Raw genomic sequence first — 18,055 nt, 5'->3', positions numbered from 1 at the left:
TTTCACTACGGAATTTCTCGATGAATCTTCTGCTCCTGAGCAACTCCAGCAGCGAGGCCGGCTACCTGGTCCACGCCTTGCCGGCCATCCGTGAACTGGGCCAGGCCCTGCCCGCGGACGCGTCCGCCGTCTTCGTGCCCTTCGCGGGCGTGACGCGCGACTGGGACGATTACGCGACGCTGGTGGGCGATGCGCTGGCGGACCTGGGTTGGAACATCCAGCCGCTGCATCGTGCCGAGGACCCGGTAGCGGCGCTGGAGGCGGCCTCCGTGATCATCGTCGGCGGCGGCAACACGTTCAATCTGCTGCGCGAGCTGCGCCGCCGCGAGCTGATGCCGCTGATGGCGCGCCGCGTGCGCGAGGGCGCGTCGTACCTGGGCTGGAGCGCGGGATCGAACCTGGCCTGCCCCACGATCTGCACCACCAACGACATGCCCATCGTCGATCCGGGCAGCTTCGACGCCCTGGCCCTGGTGCCCTTCCAGATCAATCCCCATTACACCAACGCCCATCCGCCCGGACATCGCGGCGAGACGCGCATGCAGCGCCTGGCGGAGTTCTGCGCGGCGAGCCCGGCCATGCCCGTGCTCGGCTTGCCGGAAGGCACCGGCCTGCGGGTGCGCGATGACGGAATGGAACTGGTGGGCCCGCACGACGCGACGCTGTTCCTGGGGCGGCGCGAGCCCGCCGTGCTGCGTCCCGGCAAGGTGGAGGTGTCGGCATGAAGCACGTCATAGACACCATCGAACTGCTGTCGTCGGCCTACGTCACGGGCGAGTCGGTCGCGCAGGTGCTGCGCGCCGCGGGCCGCTGCGAGGTCGAGGTCACCCGCCTGGAGCGCGGCGAGGCCGCCACGGACTTTCTGTCCATCGTCATTCCGGGCGCCGACGAGTCGGCTCCGCAGTTGGGCATCGTGGGCCGGCTGGGCGGCATCGGCGCGCGGCCGGCGGTTACCGGCCTGGTGTCGGACAGCGACGGGGCCGTGGTGGCAATCGCGGCCGCGCTGAAGATCATGGCCATGGCGCGGCAGGGCGACCTGATGCCGGGCACCGTGCGCATCCGCACGCACATCTGCCCGCGCGCCGGCACGCGTCCGCACCACCCCGTGCCGATGATGCGCTCTCCGTTCCCCATGCGCGAGATGATGTCCCACGAAGTCGACCCGCGCATGGAAGCCATCCTGTCCGTCGACACGACGCGCGGCAACCGGCTGGTGAACCAGCGCGGCGTCGCGCTGACCCCCGTGGCCAGACAAGGCTATCTGCTGCGCATTCCCGAAACCATGCTCGATGTGATGGGCTGGGTTAGTGGCCAGCTGCCCCTGACGCTGCCGCTGACCACGCAGGACATCACGCCGTACGAGAACGGCCTGTGGCACGTGAATTCGTTGATGCAGCCCACCATCGTCACCGATGCGCCGGTCGTCGGCGTCGCGCTGACGGCCCAGACCACTGTGCCCGGCTGCGCCACCGGCGTGACCAACGCCGTGGACGCCGACGTGGCCATGCGCTTCTGCATCGAGGTCGCCAAGCTCTACGGGCAGGGCGTGCTGAAGTTCTTCGACGAGCAGGAATGGGCCGCGCTTCAGCAGCGCTATGGTTCGCTGGCGCACCTGCAGACCGTCGGTCATGAGGTTCAGTCATGAGCGTGACGACGCGCCGCGTGGCGTTCTTCACCATCGGGCAGTCGCCGCGCAGTGACGTGGTGCCCGAGATGGCGCCGCTGCTGGGCCCGCACGTGGCCATCGACGAGTTCGGCGCCCTGGACGGCATGGACGAGGCGCAACTGCAGGCCATGCGGCCCAAGCCGGGCGCCTACCGCTTCGCGTCGCGCATGCGCGACGGCGCGCAGGTGGAACTGGACAAGCATGCCGCCGAGGCCAGGCTGGCGGAGATCATGGGCCGGGCCGATGCGGCAGGCTACGACGTGCTGGTGCCGCTGTGCACCGGCACCGCCATCGCGCCCATGCGCACCCTCGTGGTCGAGCCGCAGCAAGTGGTGGATCACCTGATCGCCGGGCTGGCTCGCCATTGCCGGCGCATCGGCCTGGTCGTGCCGCTGGCCGCGCAGGTGGATGCCTTCCATCTGGCCACGCCGCTGGGCTGCGAGACGCGCATCGTGCACGCCTCGCCTTATGAGGCCGATCCGGCGAAAGCGCAGGCCCGCTTCGAGGCCGCGGGCCGCGAACTGTCCGATTGCGATCTGATCGTGCTGCATTGCATGGGCTATGCCGAACGCATGCGGCGCGCCACCGCGGCCGCCTCGGGCCGGCCGGTGCTGCTGTCCAACCGCATGGTGGCCCAGGCGCTGTCGCAGATCCTGGAATGAATGAATAACGACGTCCGCGAGAAAAGAGCGGCGAGTGGAGACATGACAACTTCGTCAATGACTCACTGGAGAGTGTGATTATGTTTGTTCGTAACCTGCGATGCGCCCTGGGCGCAGTCCTCGTCGCCGGCACCGCGGCCGCCGCACCGGCGGTGGCCGCCGACGCCTGGAAGCCCACCAAGCCCGTGCGCCTGATGGTGGGCTTCGCCCCCGGCGGCTCGGCCGACACGCTGGCCCGCCTGCTGGCGGACCCCCTGTCTCAGCGCCTGGGCCAGCCCGTGGTGGTGGAGAACGTGGCGGGCGCCGGCGGCAACATCATGGCGATGCGCCTGTCCCAGGCGCGCCCCGACGGCTACACCATCGGCATCGGCGCCGCCGGCTCGATGGCCATCACGTATGTGCTGAACCCCAAGGGCACGCACTACAAGCCCACCGACTTCACTCCCATCACGCAGGCCGCGACGCAGCCCAACGTGCTGATCATCAACAAGGACGTGCCGGCCAATAATCTGACCGAGCTGAAGGAATACTTCCAGAAGACGCCCAGCGCCAGCTACGGCATCGCGGGCGTGGGCATCTCGAACCACCTCATCGCCGAGACCATGCTGCACCGTCTGGGCGTGAAGGTGCCGGTGGCCGCGTATCGCGGCGCCGCGCCGGTGATCACCGATCTGCTGGGCGGCCACATCGCGATGACCATGGACAACATCTCGACCGCGGCGCCCCTGGCGCAGCAGGGCAAGGTGAAGGCCATCGGCGTGGCGTCGCTCAAGCGCGCGGCGCAATTGCCCAACGTGCCGACCCTGGACGAGCAGGGCCTGAAGGGCTTCGACATGCCCACGTGGCAGGGCGTGTTCGCGCCGGCCGGCCTGCCGGCCGATGTGCTGGCCACGTATCAGGCCGCCTTCCGGGACGTGCTGGCGCAGCCGGCGCTGAAAGAGAAGATGGCCGGCCTGGGTTCCGAGCCCGTCACGGGCGTGACGTCCGAGCAGTTCGCGCAGTTCCTGGAGAAGGATCGCCAGCAGTGGGCCGACATCGTGAAGGCCGCGAACATCAGCATCGAGCAGTAAGCACGCAGCAGTATCGGCGCCGTCCCGCCCGTCATGGGCGCGACGGCGTTTTCACGTCCGGGCGCCGTGGCGGGGGAACGGGGCGAAGAGGCTCGGGCTGGCTTGCAGGCCATCGGCCGCGGGCATGCCCGGCAGTCCCGCCTCGAACAATCCTTCCAGCAGCTTCTTCACCGGCGCGGGCAGGGCGGTGGACGGCAGCTCGGCGGCAGCCATCCAGCGCGTCGCCACGCCCTCGGCCGCCGCATCGCGCAGCGCCGCCGGCGCCTGCACGTGCACGTACCACGGGCTGATGTTCAGCTTGTAATGCGTGAAGGTGTGCGAGAAGTCGGCCAGGCGATAGTGCGCCGCGGGCTCGTGTCCCAGCAGCCGGGCCGCATCCAGCGGGTCGCCTTCGGCGGCGAATTCGGGCAGGCTCCACAGGCCGCCCCAGATGCCCGACTGCGGCCGCTGCTGCAGCAGCACCGAGCCGGCGTGCTGCAGCACCAGCATGCCGGTCTGGCGCTGCGGCACGGTCTTGCGCGCCTTGGGGCTGGGCAGTTCCTGCTGCCGGCCCTCGCGGCGGGCCACGCAGGTGTCGGCCACCGGACAGCGCTCGCAGGCGGGCTTGCCCCGCGTACAGACCGTGGCGCCCAGATCCATCAGGCCCTGCGTATAGGCGCGCATGTCCAGTTGCGGCGCCGCGGCCACCTGCGCGTCGGCCAGCGCCCACATGCGCTGCTCGACCTCGCGCCGCGTCGGGTCGCCTTCCACGCCGAAGTGCCGCGCGAATACGCGTTTGACGTTGCCGTCCAGGATCGGCGAGCGCTCGCCGTAAGAGAACGCCGCGATGGCCGCCGCGGTGGAGCGGCCGATGCCGGGCAGCGTGGCGATCTGTTCGGCGGTAGCGGGAAAGCGGCCGCCCCAGTCGCTGACCACCTGCTGGGCGCAGCGATGCAGGTTGCGCGCGCGGGCGTAATAGCCCAGTCCGGCCCAGTAGGGCATGACCTCTTCCTGGCTGGCGGCCGCCAGCGCGGCCACATCGGGGAAGCGTTCGAGAAAGCGCTGGTAGTACGGGATGACCGTGGACACCTGCGTCTGCTGGAGCATGATCTCGGACAGCCAGGTGCGATAGGGGTCGGCAGGCCCCTGCCAGGGCAGTCCATGGCGGCCGTGTAGCGCCTGCCAGGCGGCGATGCGGGTGGCGAAGTCCATGCCGGATTATCGCATCGCCCTATTGCGGGGACGTATCCGGCCGGGTAAAAGGGAAAGAAAACAAAAGGCACCCCAGTGCCCGGGCCTGTCGCCGGCCGCTCCACAAGAGCTTTCTCGTGCGGCCGTCCCGGAGATCCCATACCAACGGAGTAGACATGAATGCCCCTCTTACGCCCGCGCAGCACGCGGCGCTTTCGTCCGTCCAGCTGGACGACAGATACACCCTCGAAACCGGCCGCGCCTGGATGAGCGGCATCCACGCCCTGGTACGCCTGCCCATCATGCAACGGCTGCGCGACGTGCGCGCCGGCCTGAACACCGCTGGCTTCGTATCGGGCTACCGCGGTTCGCCGCTGGGCGGCGTCGACCAGAACATGTGGAAGGCCGCCAAGTACCTGAAGCAGCACCACGTCGAATTCCAGCCCGGCGTCAACGAAGACCTGGCCGCCACCGCGGTATGGGGCTCGCAGCAGGTCAACCTGTTCCCGGGCGCGAAGTACGACGGCGTGTTCGGCATGTGGTACGGCAAGGGGCCGGGCGTGGACCGCTGCGGCGACGTGTTCAAGCACGCCAACGCCGCGGGCACCTCGAAGCACGGCGGCGTGCTGGTGGTGGCGGGCGACGACCACCCGGCCAAGTCCTCCACGCTGCCGCATCAAAGCGACCACATCCTCAAGGCCTGCATGATTCCGGTGCTGTTCCCGGCCAGCGTGCAGGAAGTGCTGGACTTCGGCCTGCACGGCTGGGCCATGAGCCGCTATGCCGGCGTCTGGGTCGGCCTGAAGACGATCACCGACATCGTCGAGGTGTCGGCTTCGGTCGACGTGGACGTCGATCGCGTTTCCATCGTGCTGCCGCAAGACGTCGTGCTGCCGGCCGACGGACTCAACATACGCCTGCCCGACACCCCCCTGGCGCAAGAGGCGCGCCTGCTCGACTACAAGCTGTACGCCGCGCTGGCGTACGCGCGCGCCAACAAGCTCAACCGCGAGATGTGGCACGTGCCGCAGGCCGACGCCCGCTTCGGCATCATCACGTCGGGCAAGTCGTACCTGGACACGCGCCAGGCCTTGGTCGACCTGGGCCTGTCCGAAGACGTATGCCGACGCATCGGGCTGCGGCTGTTCAAGGTGGGCATGGTGTGGCCGCTCGAGGCCGCCGGCATGCAGCAGTTCGCCGAAGGACTGGACGAGATCCTGGTGGTGGAAGAGAAGCGCCAGGTCATCGAGTATCAGCTGAAGGAAGAACTGTTCAGCTGGATCGGTTCGGGCAAGAAGATTCCCCGCGTCGTCGGCAAGTTCGACGACAAGGACGGCGGCGAATGGTCGGTGCCGCAAGGCAACTGGCTGCTGCCCGCGCACTACGAGTTCTCGCCCGCCATGGTCGCGAAGGTGGTGGGCCAGCGGCTGCTGCGCTTCGCGCTGCCCGACGACGTGCGCGCCGGCATCGAGGCGCGCCTGGCGTTCATCGATGCGCGCGAGAAGGCGCTGTCCAGGCCGCGCATCACCGAAGAGCGCAAGCCCTGGTTCTGTTCGGGCTGTCCGCACAACACCTCCACGCGGCTGCCCGAGGGATCGCGCGGCATGGCCGGCATCGGTTGCCACTACATGGTGACCTGGATGGGCCGCAATACGCAGGTCTTCACCCAGATGGGCGGCGAGGGCGTGCCGTGGCTGGGCCAGGCGCCGTTCACCGAAGAGAAGCACGTGTTCGCCAACCTGGGCGACGGCACCTATTTCCATTCGGGCCTGCTGGCGATACGCGCGGCCGTGGCGGCCAAGGCGCCCATCACCTACAAGATCCTGTTCAACGATGCCGTGGCCATGACCGGCGGCCAGCCGGTGGATGGGCCGATCAGCGTGCCCATGATCACGCGCCAGGTGGCGGCCGAAGGCATCGAGAAGATCATCGTCGTCACCGACGAGCCCGAGAAGTATCGCGACATGTCGGGCCTCGCGCCCAACGTGCCGGTACGGCACCGCGACGAGCTCGACGAAGTCATGCGCGAGCTGCGCGAATACGCCAACGTGTCGGTGCTGATCTACGACCAGACCTGCGCCACCGAGAAGCGGCGGCGCCGCAAGCGCAACGCGTATCCCGACCCGGCGCGCCGCGTGCTCATCAACGATCGCGTCTGCGAAGGGTGCGGCGACTGCTCCGAGAAATCGCACTGCCTGTCCGTCGAGCCGCTGGAAACCGAGTTCGGCCGCAAGCGCACGATCAACCAGTCCAGCTGCAATAAAGACTTCTCGTGTCTGAAGGGCTTCTGCCCCAGCTTCGTCACCATCGAGGGCGGCAAGCTGCGCAAGCCGCGCGCGCTGACGCAGCAGGGCGACATCGCCGCGGGCCTGCCCGAGCCCCGGCCCGCCGGGCTGGGCGAAGGCGGCGCCGACCATTACGGCGTGTTCATCGCCGGGGTGGGCGGCACCGGCGTGGTCACCATCGGGCAACTGCTGGGCATGGCCGCGCATCTCGAAGGCAAGGGCTGCTCGGTGCTCGACATGGCGGGTCTGGCCCAGAAGGGTGGGGCCGTGTACTCGCACGTGGTGCTGGCGCCGACGCCGGGCGGGCTGTTGAACACCCGTGTCGCGATGGGCGAGGCCGACCTGGTGCTGGCGGGCGACCTGGTGGTGGGCACGGGGCAAGAGGCCATCGCCCGCATGCTGCCGGGCCGCACGCGCGTGCTGCTGAACAGCGACGTCGCGCCCACCGCCGCATTCGTGAACAACCCCGACTGGAGCCTGCCCGGTTCGAACCTGCAGGCCGATCTGCAGACCGCCTGCGGCGCGGGCAACGTCGACACGATAGATGCGGCCGAACTGGCCGTGGGCCTGCTGGGCGACGCCATCTACGCCAATCCGCTGATGATGGGCTATGCCTACCAGAAGGGCTGGCTGCCGCTGGGCGAGGCGGCGCTGCGGCGCGCCATCGAACTCAACGGCCAGCAGGTGCCCAACAACCTGGCGGCGTTCGCCTGGGGGCGCCGCGCCGCGCACGACCTGGCCGAAGTGCAGCGGCTGATCGGCGCTCCGGCCGCTTCTGCGGGGCAGGCCGCCGACGACGGCATCGTCGAAGTGCGGCGAGGCCAGGGCGCGGTGGTCGACTTCAAGCGGCCCGCCGGCGAGCTCGACGAGCTGGTCGCCCGCCGCAAGGCGTTTCTCACCGACTACCAGAACGCCGCCTATGCCGACCGATACGCGGAGCTGGTGGAGCGCGTGGCGCGAGCCGAACGCGACGCGACCGGCACCACGCGGCTGGCGACGGCGGTGGCGCACTATTACTTCAAGCTCATGGCCTACAAGGACGAGTACGAGGTGGCGCGTCTGTACACCGACGGCGAATTCCTCAAGCGCGTCGAGGCGCAGTTCGAAGGCGACTGGAAGATCCATTTCCATCTGGCGCCGCCGCTGCTGGCCAAACGCGACGCCAAGGGTCACCTGGTCAAGCGCAGCTATGGCCCAGGCACGCTGCGCATGTTCCGCATGCTGGCGCGCCTGCGCGGTCTGCGCGGCACGGCCCTGGACGTGTTCGGCTATACCGCCGAGCGGCGCGCCGAGCGCGAACTGATCCGGCAGTACCGCGACGACATCACGGCCATTCTGCCCAAGCTGAGCCGCGGCAACCTGGAACGGGCGGTGGCGCTTGCCAGTCTGCCCGAGCAGATCCGCGGCTACGGTCACATCAAAGAGGCGGCGATGGAGAAAGCCGCCGCGCGGCGCGAGCAGTTGATGAAGGACTTCAGCGCCCAGGTGGTGTCGCTGGACGGAGCCCGGGCGGCGTAGCTCGCCCTGGTGCAGGAAGCCCGCGGGCCGGCTCATCGCCGGCTTCGCGCGGCATCGGCGGTTGACATGATGCGCTTCGCAGATATATCGTACGACATATCGTACGATATGCGAGGCACATGATGCATTTTCCTTTTCACGGTTTTGCGGTGGCCCATCGGGCCAAGCATTGGTTCGGCCCCGGCGGGCCGCGCGGCGGCCGGCCCGGTCGAGGCTGGATGGGCGGCTGGGAAGGCATGGGAGGCGAGGGCTTCACCCGCGGCCGCAAGTTCGGCGCCGACGAGCTCCAGCTGATGCTGCTGGCGCTGCTGGAAGAGCAGCCGCGCCATGGCTACGAATTGATCAAGGCGCTCGAAGCGCGCTCCAACGGCTTCTACAGCCCCAGTCCCGGAGTCATCTACCCCGCGCTCACCTATCTGGAAGAGCTGGACTACGCCACGGTCGAAGCGCACGGCAATCGCAAGCGCTATCACCTGGCCGAAGCCGGCCGCGCGCACCTGGACGCGCACCGCGAACAAGCCGAGTTGCTGTTTGCCGCATTGAGCCATGCGGCGCGCAAGATGGCGTGGATGAAGCAGGCCTGGGGCGGCGCGGACAGCCCCGACGGGGCGAAGAACGATGCTGACGCCGAGGCCGCGAGCGGCTGGCTGAAAGAACTGGTGGAGGCTCGCCACGCGCTGAAGCGGGCGCTGCTGCGCCGTACGGATGCGGATCACGCCGAGCAGCGGCGCATAGCCGCCATCCTGCGCCGCGCGGCGGCCGAGATCGAGCAACAACCGAACCGGACCTCCGGCCAGGAGGGCGAGGCATGAATGCGCCGATCGATTCGTCCGCCGCCGATGCGGTACGCCCCGCGGTGCGAAAGGTGCAGCATGCGTTGAAGGCGCGCCTGCTGCAGGTGCGCCGCAAGGTCATGCTTACGCCGCACATGGTGCGCATCACGCTGGCTGGCGAGGACCTGGCCGGGTTCGTGTCCGAGGGCTTCGACGACCACGTGAAGCTGTTCTTTCCCGCCCAGCCCGATGCGGCGGTGCAGTTGCCCACCTTCGGACCCAAGGGTCCGCAATGGCCCGAGCATGCTCCGCGCCCCGTTGCCCGCGACTACACGCCGCGCCGCTACGACGCGCAGGCGGGCGAACTGGACATCGACTTCGTGCTGCATGGCGAGGGGCCGGCCACCACCTGGGCCGCGCAGGCCCGGCCGGGCCAGTTCCTGGGAGTGGCCGGGCCGCGCGGTTCATTCGTCGTGCCGCTCGAGTACGACTGGCACCTGCTGATCGGCGACGAGACCGCCTTGCCCGCCATCGCGCGTCGCTTGCAGGAACTGCCCGCCGAGGCGCGTGCGATCGTGGTGGTCGAGACGCGCGATCCGTCTGCGCGACTGGCACTGGAAAGCGCGGCCAGCATGAAGCTGCAATGGGTGCATGGCGCCGCGGACGCGAACGACGGGCCCAGTGCCCTGGAGACCGCCGTGCGCGGCCTGCTGCTGCCCGAAGGCATGGGCTACGCGTGGGCGGCGGGCGAGTATTCGGTGATCCGCGGCATACGGGAACACCTGGTGCGCGAGCGCGGCATTGACAAGGCCTGCGTGCGCGCCGCGAGCTACTGGCGCCGCGGACCGGGCGCCTCGCACGAGGTGTTCGCCGACTGAATGGGTGATACAGTTTTCGGCTCGAGCAAGACTGAACCTACCTGAGCCTTCCTATGACCCAGGCGCTTGATGCCGAGCCGCGACACGCCGGTGCAGCGGATTTCCCCACGTTCGAATCCACGGACTTCGCCGGCGAGGGCTCTTTCTATTTCGACCTCGTCCGGCTGCAGAGCCGGCCCGAGATCCCGCGCGCGTTCCCGCATCGGCACGCGTACTACCACGTGCTCTGGATGACGCGCGCGCAGGGCAGCCACATGCTGGATTTCCAGACCCTGGAGGTGCGGGATCATTCCGTGTTCTTTCTCGCGCCCGGCCAGCTGCACGCCTGGACGTCGTCGGTGCCGCCGGAAGGCTACGTGATGAACATCAGTACGGCGTTCTTCACCCACATGTTTCCTCGCGCCGACGACATCGCCAAATTTCCGTTCTTCCATCCCACTAGCGGCCATCCCGCGCTGTACCTCAGCGCCGAGCAGCACGACGGCATGCTGCCGCTGCTGCGGGCGATGGAGCACGAAATGCGCGAGCGCCAGCTGGGGCGCTACGACGTCGTTCGCTCGTATCTGCTGATCCTGCTGACGCAGCTGCGGCGCCTGTATCCCGTCGACGAACGCACGCTGACGGCCGGTCCCAATTATTCGCTGGTCAAGCGCTTCACGCTGCTGGTCGAAGAGCGCTACCTGCAGTTCGGCAGCATCCGCGACTACGCGGACGCGCTGTTCGTCAGCGATCGGCAGTTGAACGAAGCGGTGAAGCGCACCATGGGCCGCACTGCCGGCCAGGTGATCCAGGATCGCGTGGTGCTCGAGGCCAAGCGTCTGCTGACGAACACCGAATCGGGAATCGCCGAGATCGCGTTCCAGCTCAACTTCGAAGATCCCGCCTATTTCACGCGCTTCTTCAAGAAGCACACGTCGATGACGCCAGGCGAGTTCCGCAAGACCGTACTGAGCCTGCGGCATTGAGCCAGCGCAATCGTGCGCGCGAAAAAGTGCAATTCAGGCACTGATACGTCCTAACGCTGCAGAGCGGTCCCTGCGTACAGTGTGTCCTGCGGCCGCCGCCTATGCCTTGCACGGCAATCGGCGCCGCATAGACCACACATCGCCATCCAAGAATGGCGAGACAGGAGACAGACATGAATCGGACCATGGGGCGCATGCTGCGTCCTTTGCTGGCCAGCGCGCTGGCTTTGTGCGGCACTTTGGCCAATGCGGCATTTCCCGACCATCCCCTGCGCATCATCGTGCCATTCGCGGCAGGCGGCGCCACCGACGTGATCGCGCGCACCGTTGCACAAGAGATGAGCAACCGGCTGGGGCAGCCGGTGGTCGTCGAGAACCGCGCCGGCGCCAACGGCAATATCGGAGCCTCGGCCGTTGCCCGCGCCGATGCGGATGGCTACACGCTGCTGATGGCCACATCCAGCCACGCCATCAACGCCACGCTGTATCGCAACCTCGACTACAGCCTCACCAAAGATCTGGTCGGGCTGTCGAACCTGGCTTCCGTGCCCTTGCTGCTGGTGGTCAATCCTCAGGTGCCTGTGAAGGACGCCAAGGCGATGTCGAACTATCTGCGCGAGAACGGATCGCGCATGGCATATGCATCGGGCGGCACCGGCACCGCGGCGCACCTGGCCGGCGCCCAGTTCAACTCCCTGTCCGGCGGCAAGGCCACCCACGTGCCTTACAAAGGCGGCGCGCCGGCGATGAACGACCTGATCGGCGGGCAGGTGCAGTTCATGTTCGCCAATCTGCCGGAAGTGTTGTCGCAGGTCCAGGGCGGACGCCTGACTCCCATCGCCGTGACGGGCGCGCAGCGGCATGCGGCCCTGCCGGACGTTCCCGCCTTCGCCGAGACTCCCTACCAGGAAATGATGGCGCGCTCGTGGTTCGGACTGTTCGTGCGCGCCGGCACGCCGCCGGACGTCGTGAAGCGTCTGTCCACCGCCATCGCCGAAAGCGTGGCGGCGCCGCCGGTGCAGACCAAGTTGAAAGAGCTGGGCGCCGACCCGGTCGGGGATGGCTATCCGGCGTTTCACCTGTACGTGCAGCAGGAAGTCGAGCGCTGGCGCACGCTGGTGCAGGCATCCGGCGCCTCCGTCGACTGAACTTTCCGGCACGCGCCTTTCCTTCGAGATGAACCGCCTGGCCGGCTCGGATGAGTCCGGGCAGGCCCCGACTCGTCCGCAGTTTCGCGGAACTCCTACCTGACAGATGATGAGTGACCATTCCAAGCTCCGCACCGGCGGACAACTGATCGCCGAGGCGCTGCTGGCGCAACGCGTGGACACCGTGTTCTGCGTTCCGGGCGAAAGCTACCTGGACGTGCTCAATGCGCTGTATGCCCACCAGGACGCCATACGCGTCGTGACCTGCCGCCACGAGGGCGCGGCTTCCTTCATGGCCGAGGCCCACGGCAAGCTGAGCGGCCGGCCGGGCGTCTGCCTGGTGACGCGAGGCCCCGGTGCGACCAATGCCAGCATCGGCGTGCATACCGCGTTCCAGGACTCCACCCCCATGGTGCTGCTGGTGGGCCAGGTCGGCCGCGACATGATGGAGCGCGAGGCTTTCCAGGAAATCGACTACCGGCGCATGTTCGGCCAGTTCGCGAAATGGGCGGCGCAGATCGACGACGCCGCCCGCATTCCGGAGTTCCTGGCGCGCGCATTTTCGGTGGCCCAATCCGGCCGTCCGGGGCCCGTCGTGCTGGCGCTGCCCGAGGACATGCTCACCGAATCCGCCTTTCCTGTCGAGACCGCCCAGGTTTCCGTGCCGCAGGCGCATCCTGCGCCCGACGCGATGCAGCGCATGCACGAGTGCCTTGCGCACGCGCAGCGGCCGCTGCTACTGCTTGGCGGCGTGGGCTGGGAGGCCGACGGCCGGGAAGCCATCACACGCTTCGCGCAGCAGAACGGCCTGCCCGTGGCATGCACTTTCCGCAGGCAGGACCTGTTCGACAACCGCCATCCCAACTATGTCGGCGAGGTCGGCATAGGCCTGAACCCGGCCCTGGCCAAGGCCGTGCGCGAATCCGACCTGCTGATCGCGGTGGGTACGCGGCTGGGCGAGATCGTCACCAGCGGCTACACGCTGCTCGACGTGCCGGCGCCGCGCCAGCGGCTGGTCCACGTGCTGGCCGCGCCGGAGGAACTGGGACGCGTGTACCAGGCGACAGTGCCTGTGCTGAGCCACATGAATCCATTCGCCCGGGCGGCCGCCGCGCTGGAACCCGCAGCGTATTCCGCGGCACGCGCGGACTGGCTGCAGACCCTGCGCGCCAGCTATGAGAGTTATGTCGAGCCGCCTTTGCGAGAGGCCAGAGTGGACCCTGCCCAGGTGATCGTCGCGCTGCGGGACACGCTGCAGCGAGACGCGATCCTGACCAATGGCGCCGGCAACTACAGCGCATGGGCGCATCGCTATTACCCGTTCTCGCATGCGCGCAGCCAGCTGGCGCCGACCAGCGGCGCCATGGGTTATGGCGTGCCGGCCGCCATCGCGGCCAAGCTGCGCCACCCCGAACGGCAGGTCGTCTGCCTGGCCGGCGACGGCTGTTTCATGATGACGGCGCAAGAGCTCGCCACCGTGAAACGCTACGGACTGGACATCGTGTTCATCGTGTTCAACAACGGCATGTACGGCACGATCCGCATGCATCAGGAAACGAACTACCCCGGCCGGCCCATCGGCACCGATCTGTGCAATCCCGATTTCGTGATGTACGCCCAGTCGTTCGGATTGCGTGCCGAACGCGTCTCGCGCAGCCAGGACTTCGCGCCCGTGCTGCAGCGGGCGCTGCAAACCGGCGGGGCGGCCCTGATCGAGCTCGAGATCGAGCCGGAGATACTGACCCCGCGCGCCACGCTGACCGAACTGCGAGAACGCGCATTGCGGCAGACCGCCTGACGACTCACAACGACGAGAACAGAGAGGAGACTCGACATGCAATCCAAACCCTATCGGCGGCTGGTACGCCTGGCGTTGGCGGCGGGCATGGCCCTGTCGGTCTGCGCGGCGGCGCAGGCCAAGACCACGCTGAAGTTGGCGCATTTCGCGGCGGAGTCGCACCCCGCGCATACCGCGGCGCTGCAATTCAAGAAGAATGTCGAGGCGCGCACCAACGGCGAGGTGATGATCGAACTGTATCCCGCCAATCAGCTGGGGTCGCCGCCTGACCAGCTGGAGCAGACGACGGTCGGCGTCATCGACATGAACCTTCCGACCCAGGGTGCGCTGGACAAGTACGAGAAGGCCTTCGCCACCGTCATGACGCCCTATGCGTTCGCAAGCTATGCGGACGCGCATCGCGTGCTGGACGGCCCCTTTTACGACTGGGTCGCCCCGCGGCTGGAGAAAAAGGGCCTGGTGCTGCTGTCGACCTGGGAATACGGATTCCGCAACGTCACCAACTCGCGGCGCCCCATCGACGGCCCGCAGGACATGAAGGGGCTGAAGCTGCGCACGCCGCCCGAACTGCAGATCATCGCCGCGCTCGAGGCCGCGGGCGCCTCCACGGCCCAGATCGCCTTTCCCGAATTGGTGGCCGCGCTGAACCAGGGCGTGGTCGACGGCCAGGAGAATCCCATCGGCGTCATCTATCACTTCAAGCTGCACGAGGTGCAGAAGCACCTGGCCTTGACGCAGCACGTCTACAACAGCATGACGCACGTCATCAGCCGCTCCACCTGGCAGAAGCTCAAGCCCGAGCAGCAGGCCGCGGTCCGCGAGGAAAGCCGCTCGGCCGGACTGCTGATGCGCAAGCTGGTGGCCGAGCAGGAGGCCGACGAACTCGCCAGGATGGAAGCGGCCGGCGTCGCCATCACCCGTCCCGACATCGCGAAGTTCCGCGCCGTCATGCAGCCGGCCTACGACCGCGTGTCCGCCTATGCGGGCAAGGAAAACATGAAGACCTTCCTCGACATGCTGGCGAAGTAAGCCATCTTGCGGGCGGGCCGGGGCGTCGCGCGCCGGCCCGCCTCGTGGCGACAAGAGAGAAAGCTATGCAAGCCATATTCGTCATGGGCGGACTGCTCGCCCTCATCATGTTCGGCGTGCCCATCGCCGTGGCCCTGGGCGCCACGGCGATCATCAGCTACGTGCTGGCTGGCGAAATGCAGGCCCTGACCATGCTCGCGCAGCGCATGTTCTCGGCTTCGTCCGGCTTCACCCTGCTGGCCATTCCCTTTTTCATCCTGGCCGGCAGCCTGATGAACACCGGCGGCATCACCGACCGCATCTTCCGTTTCGCCCACGCCCTGGTGGGCCACTTTACCGGTGGTCTGGCGCAGGTCAACGTGATGGGCAGTCTGATTTTCTCCGGCATGTCCGGCACGGCGGTCGGCGACGCGGCGGGCATGGGCCAGGTCGAGATCAAGGCCATGACCGACGCCGGCTTTCCGGCGCGTTTCTCGGCCGCGGTCACGGCCGCCTCGGCCACCATCGGGCCGGTGTTTCCCCCCAGTGTGCCGATGGTGATCTTCGGCGGCCTGACCGGCGTGTCGGTCGTGCAGCTGTTCATCGCCGGCATCATCCCCGGACTGGTGCTGACCGCGGCGCTGATGATCGCCGTGTGGGTGGTGTCGCGGCGGCGCGGCTATCCGGTCGAGCGTCGCGCCTCGCTGCGCGAACTGCGCGAATCCTTCATGGGCGCGCTGCTGCCCATACTGGCGCCGGTCGTCATCATCGGCGGGATGGCGAGCGGCCTGTTCACCCCCACGGAAGGCGGCGTGGTAGCGGTCTGCTACTGCCTGGTGCTGGGCATGTTCGTCTACAAGGAGATCCGCCTGTCGGACCTGCCCGGGGTGCTGTGGAATACGCTCCAGCACTCCATCCGCGTGCTGTTCATCATCGCCTCGGCAGGCTTTCTCACGTGGTTCCTGGTGCACAAGCGCATTCCGGACGCCATGATCCAGGGCGTCATGTCCCTGTCCACTGTGCCGTGGGAAATCACCGCCCTCATCATCCTGGTGCTGATCGCCATCGGCCTGTTTCTGGAAGGCGTGGCCGTCATCATCATCACCGTTCCGATCTTCATGCCCATCGTTACCCAGATCGGCATGGACCCGGTGCAGTTCGGCATGTTGATGGTGATGTGCTCGATGATCGGCCTGCTTACTCCGCCCGTGGGCATCCTGCTGTTCGCGGTCAGCGGAGTGTCCGGCGTCAAGGTCGGCGAGATCGTCGCTGAACTCTGGCCCATGCTGGTCGCCATCGTGATCGTCACGCTGATGGTCGCGTACTGGCCGGCCGTTTCCCTGTGGCTTCCAAGGACACTGCTATGAATCCCTCTTTGATCGCCCGTATCGACCGCTCATTGGGCATGGCCCTGCGCGCGTTCTCGATTGCCTGCCTGCTGGCGCTGATACTGCTGCTGCTGACCAATATCGTCAGCCGCGCCACCGGGTGGTTCGGCATGAACTGGTTCGACGAGGTCGTGACGACGATCTTTGCCTGGCTGGTGTTCATCGGCGCCAGCGCGCTCTGGCGCGAACGCGACCACTTCGCCATCACCTTGCTGGCGGAACGGCTGGCCGGCCGGAAGACGGAATGGCTGCACCAGCTTGCGATCGCGCTGCTGGGCCTGTTGTTCGCCGCGGTGCTGCTTGGCTATGGCGCGCTGTTCGTGTCGCGCACGACCGCCACCACGCCTGTGCTGGAGCTGCCGCAGGCATGGGCATACGCGTGCCTGCCCATCGCCGGCCTGCTGATGACGCTGTACGCGGTCCGCGACGTGTGGTGCGCGATCCGGGCCTCGCGGCCCCGCATGCCGGCCGTCGCGCCGCAAGGCCGGGTCCCGGCCCAGGCCCGGTGATCGGCACGCACTTTCATTCCTCCAAGGAGACTTCCATGCTTTACGACGTAAGAACCTACACTTGCTCGCCGGGCAAGATCAAGAAGCACCTCGCGCTGTATGCCGAGCATGGCTACGACGTGCAGCGCCGCCATCTCGGCGAGCCGCTGGCGTACATGCAGACCGAGACCGGCGACGTCAACAGCTATATGCACATCTGGGCCTACGCGGATGCGGCGGACCGCGCCCGCAGGCGAGCCGCGCTGCAGGCGGATCCGGAATGGGCGCAGTATCTGGCCCGCAGCAGCGAGGCCGGGTATCTGATTGCACAGCGCAATCAGCTGATGACCTCGGTGCCGTTCTTCGCTCCGCAGGCGTGACGCGCCTTCCACTTATCCAGCCCAACACGTTTCCACTATGCAGAACTATCGCCAACTCTTCGACCTGAGCGGCAGGATTGCCGTCGTGCTCGGGGCCGGCTCGGGCATCGGGCAGGCTTCCGCCCATGCGCTGGGCGCGCTCGGCGCGCACGTGATATGTGCCGATCGCGACGAGCAGGCCGTCCAGGCGACGGCCGGACAGATCGCACAGTCCGGCTCGGCCGAATGGCATGTGACGGACGGCGCCAGGGGCGAGGACATCGCCGCCCTTGCCGCGCGGGCGCTGGAGGCGCATGGCCGCGTCGACATCGCGGTCACCACGCCCGCGCTCAACATTCGCAAGCTCATCGTCGACTACACGGAAGACGAGTTCGATCAGGTGATGAACCTGAACCTGAAGGGAGCCTTCCGGTTCCTGCGCGCCTTCGGCGGCCCCATGATGAAGCAGGGCAGCGGCAGCCTGGTGCTGTGCTCGTCGATGCGAGCCGTCACCATCGAGCCGGGCCTGGGCGTGTATGCGGCATCCAAGGCCGGCATCGCGCAACTGATCAAGGGTTTCGCCGCCGAAGCGGGGCCTTACGGGGTGCGCGTCAACGCCGTAATGCCCGGCGTGATCGAGACGCGCCTGACCGCGCCGCTGAAGGAGCGCAGGAACATCTACGACACCTATGCGTCGCATACCGTCTTCAACCGCTGGGGCCAGGCGTCAGAGGTGGGTTCGGCCGTCGCCTTCCTGGCTTCGGATGCGGCGAGCTACATCACGGGCAGTTCGCTGTCTGTGGATGGCGGATGGACCGCGATCGACGGCGCGCCCACGGGGCTGACCGCGACGCGCCCGTCGGAGTAGGCGGCCGGCAG

Annotated in this window: 16 protein-coding genes; 15 read left to right on the top strand and 1 reads right to left on the bottom strand. The window is 67.7% G+C overall.

From position 1 onward, the window contains the following. Positions 1 to 20: 20 nt before the first annotated feature. From pepE to CAL15_RS21430, 4 genes are all read left to right on the top strand, one after another. The gene (pepE, locus tag CAL15_RS21445; protein ID WP_086080346.1) at positions 21 to 725 is read left to right on the top strand and encodes a dipeptidase PepE; all 705 of its coding nucleotides are present in this window, start codon (positions 21 to 23) and stop codon (positions 723 to 725) included. Continuing rightward, complete coding sequence (locus CAL15_RS21440) at positions 722 to 1,645, top strand: DUF1177 domain-containing protein (RefSeq protein WP_086080345.1); 924 nt, start codon at positions 722 to 724, stop codon at positions 1,643 to 1,645. Before pepE ends, CAL15_RS21440 begins: the two co-directional genes overlap by 4 nt. Continuing rightward, positions 1,642 to 2,328, top strand: a complete 687-nt coding sequence (locus CAL15_RS21435; protein WP_086080344.1) for an AroM family protein — start codon at positions 1,642 to 1,644, stop codon at positions 2,326 to 2,328. The genes CAL15_RS21440 and CAL15_RS21435 overlap by 4 nt, the downstream gene beginning before the upstream one ends. Before the next feature lie 80 nt (positions 2,329 to 2,408). Further along, complete coding sequence (locus tag CAL15_RS21430; protein WP_086080343.1) at positions 2,409 to 3,398, top strand: Bug family tripartite tricarboxylate transporter substrate binding protein; 990 nt, start codon at positions 2,409 to 2,411, stop codon at positions 3,396 to 3,398. Positions 3,399 to 3,449: 51 nt separating this feature from the next. Here CAL15_RS21430 and mutY read toward each other — a convergent pair whose 3' ends face one another. Further along, on the bottom strand, positions 3,450 to 4,589 hold the full coding sequence (mutY, locus tag CAL15_RS21425; RefSeq protein WP_086080342.1) for an A/G-specific adenine glycosylase: 1,140 nt from the start codon (positions 4,587 to 4,589) through the stop codon (positions 3,450 to 3,452). A gap of 155 nt (positions 4,590 to 4,744) precedes the next feature. Between mutY and CAL15_RS21420 the strand changes: the two genes are divergently transcribed. The 11 genes from CAL15_RS21420 to CAL15_RS21370 all read left to right on the top strand — a co-directional run bounded on the left by CAL15_RS21420 (position 4,745) and on the right by CAL15_RS21370 (position 18,044). Then, positions 4,745 to 8,371 carry an indolepyruvate ferredoxin oxidoreductase family protein gene (locus CAL15_RS21420; RefSeq protein ID WP_086080341.1) on the top strand — a complete coding sequence of 1,209 codons (3,627 nt, stop codon included), beginning with the start codon at positions 4,745 to 4,747 and terminating at the stop codon, positions 8,369 to 8,371. 122 nt (positions 8,372 to 8,493) lie between these two features. Beyond that, complete coding sequence (locus tag CAL15_RS21415; protein ID WP_232468255.1) at positions 8,494 to 9,183, top strand: PadR family transcriptional regulator; 690 nt, start codon at positions 8,494 to 8,496, stop codon at positions 9,181 to 9,183. After that, on the top strand, positions 9,180 to 10,022 hold the full coding sequence (locus tag CAL15_RS21410) for a siderophore-interacting protein (protein ID WP_086080339.1): 843 nt from the start codon (positions 9,180 to 9,182) through the stop codon (positions 10,020 to 10,022). Before CAL15_RS21415 ends, CAL15_RS21410 begins: the two co-directional genes overlap by 4 nt. Before the next feature lie 53 nt (positions 10,023 to 10,075). Then, positions 10,076 to 10,987, top strand: coding sequence for a helix-turn-helix domain-containing protein (locus tag CAL15_RS21405; protein WP_086080338.1), 912 nt, complete (start codon positions 10,076 to 10,078; stop codon positions 10,985 to 10,987). Positions 10,988 to 11,160: 173 nt separating this feature from the next. Beyond that, entirely contained in the window at positions 11,161 to 12,135 is a 975-nt protein-coding gene (locus CAL15_RS21400) for a Bug family tripartite tricarboxylate transporter substrate binding protein (protein WP_086080337.1), read from the top strand. A gap of 106 nt (positions 12,136 to 12,241) precedes the next feature. Continuing rightward, positions 12,242 to 13,933, top strand: coding sequence for a thiamine pyrophosphate-binding protein (locus tag CAL15_RS21395; RefSeq protein WP_198299096.1), 1,692 nt, complete (start codon positions 12,242 to 12,244; stop codon positions 13,931 to 13,933). 36 nt (positions 13,934 to 13,969) lie between these two features. After that, positions 13,970 to 14,962, top strand: a complete 993-nt coding sequence (locus CAL15_RS21390) for a TRAP transporter substrate-binding protein (RefSeq protein ID WP_086080336.1) — start codon at positions 13,970 to 13,972, stop codon at positions 14,960 to 14,962. A gap of 65 nt (positions 14,963 to 15,027) precedes the next feature. Beyond that, complete coding sequence (locus CAL15_RS21385; protein WP_086080335.1) at positions 15,028 to 16,308, top strand: TRAP transporter large permease; 1,281 nt, start codon at positions 15,028 to 15,030, stop codon at positions 16,306 to 16,308. Next, the gene (locus CAL15_RS21380; protein ID WP_086080334.1) at positions 16,305 to 16,838 is read left to right on the top strand and encodes a TRAP transporter small permease; all 534 of its coding nucleotides are present in this window, start codon (positions 16,305 to 16,307) and stop codon (positions 16,836 to 16,838) included. Before CAL15_RS21385 ends, CAL15_RS21380 begins: the two co-directional genes overlap by 4 nt. Positions 16,839 to 16,873: 35 nt before the next feature. After that, complete coding sequence (locus CAL15_RS21375; protein WP_086080333.1) at positions 16,874 to 17,197, top strand: NIPSNAP family protein; 324 nt, start codon at positions 16,874 to 16,876, stop codon at positions 17,195 to 17,197. Between the two features lie 37 nt (positions 17,198 to 17,234). Then, positions 17,235 to 18,044 (top strand): SDR family NAD(P)-dependent oxidoreductase, encoded by an 810-nt coding sequence (locus CAL15_RS21370; RefSeq protein WP_086080332.1) that lies wholly within the window; start codon positions 17,235 to 17,237, stop codon positions 18,042 to 18,044. Positions 18,045 to 18,055: the final 11 nt, after the last annotated feature.

It is taken from the genome of Bordetella genomosp. 13, from assembly GCF_002119665.1.
Lineage (GTDB): Bacteria > Pseudomonadota > Gammaproteobacteria > Burkholderiales > Burkholderiaceae_B > Bordetella.
This window is presented reverse-complemented; position numbering and strand designations above follow the sequence as displayed.

What these genes read in the sequence shown, in the direction of transcription:
- pepE (WP_086080346.1), top strand. Translation starts at nt 21, where the DNA reads ATGAATCTTCTGCTCCTGAGCAACTCCAGCAGCGAGGCCGGCTACCTG.
- CAL15_RS21440 (WP_086080345.1), top strand. Translation starts at nt 722, where the DNA reads ATGAAGCACGTCATAGACACCATCGAACTGCTGTCGTCGGCCTACGTC.
- CAL15_RS21435 (WP_086080344.1), top strand. Translation starts at nt 1,642, where the DNA reads ATGAGCGTGACGACGCGCCGCGTGGCGTTCTTCACCATCGGGCAGTCG.
- CAL15_RS21430 (WP_086080343.1), top strand. Translation starts at nt 2,409, where the DNA reads ATGTTTGTTCGTAACCTGCGATGCGCCCTGGGCGCAGTCCTCGTCGCC.
- mutY (WP_086080342.1), bottom strand. Translation starts at nt 4,589, where the DNA reads ATGGACTTCGCCACCCGCATCGCCGCCTGGCAGGCGCTACACGGCCGC.
- CAL15_RS21420 (WP_086080341.1), top strand. Translation starts at nt 4,745, where the DNA reads ATGAATGCCCCTCTTACGCCCGCGCAGCACGCGGCGCTTTCGTCCGTC.
- CAL15_RS21415 (WP_232468255.1), top strand. Translation starts at nt 8,494, where the DNA reads ATGCATTTTCCTTTTCACGGTTTTGCGGTGGCCCATCGGGCCAAGCAT.
- CAL15_RS21410 (WP_086080339.1), top strand. Translation starts at nt 9,180, where the DNA reads ATGAATGCGCCGATCGATTCGTCCGCCGCCGATGCGGTACGCCCCGCG.
- CAL15_RS21405 (WP_086080338.1), top strand. Translation starts at nt 10,076, where the DNA reads ATGACCCAGGCGCTTGATGCCGAGCCGCGACACGCCGGTGCAGCGGAT.
- CAL15_RS21400 (WP_086080337.1), top strand. Translation starts at nt 11,161, where the DNA reads ATGAATCGGACCATGGGGCGCATGCTGCGTCCTTTGCTGGCCAGCGCG.
- CAL15_RS21395 (WP_198299096.1), top strand. Translation starts at nt 12,242, where the DNA reads ATGATGAGTGACCATTCCAAGCTCCGCACCGGCGGACAACTGATCGCC.
- CAL15_RS21390 (WP_086080336.1), top strand. Translation starts at nt 13,970, where the DNA reads ATGCAATCCAAACCCTATCGGCGGCTGGTACGCCTGGCGTTGGCGGCG.
- CAL15_RS21385 (WP_086080335.1), top strand. Translation starts at nt 15,028, where the DNA reads ATGCAAGCCATATTCGTCATGGGCGGACTGCTCGCCCTCATCATGTTC.
- CAL15_RS21380 (WP_086080334.1), top strand. Translation starts at nt 16,305, where the DNA reads ATGAATCCCTCTTTGATCGCCCGTATCGACCGCTCATTGGGCATGGCC.
- CAL15_RS21375 (WP_086080333.1), top strand. Translation starts at nt 16,874, where the DNA reads ATGCTTTACGACGTAAGAACCTACACTTGCTCGCCGGGCAAGATCAAG.
- CAL15_RS21370 (WP_086080332.1), top strand. Translation starts at nt 17,235, where the DNA reads ATGCAGAACTATCGCCAACTCTTCGACCTGAGCGGCAGGATTGCCGTC.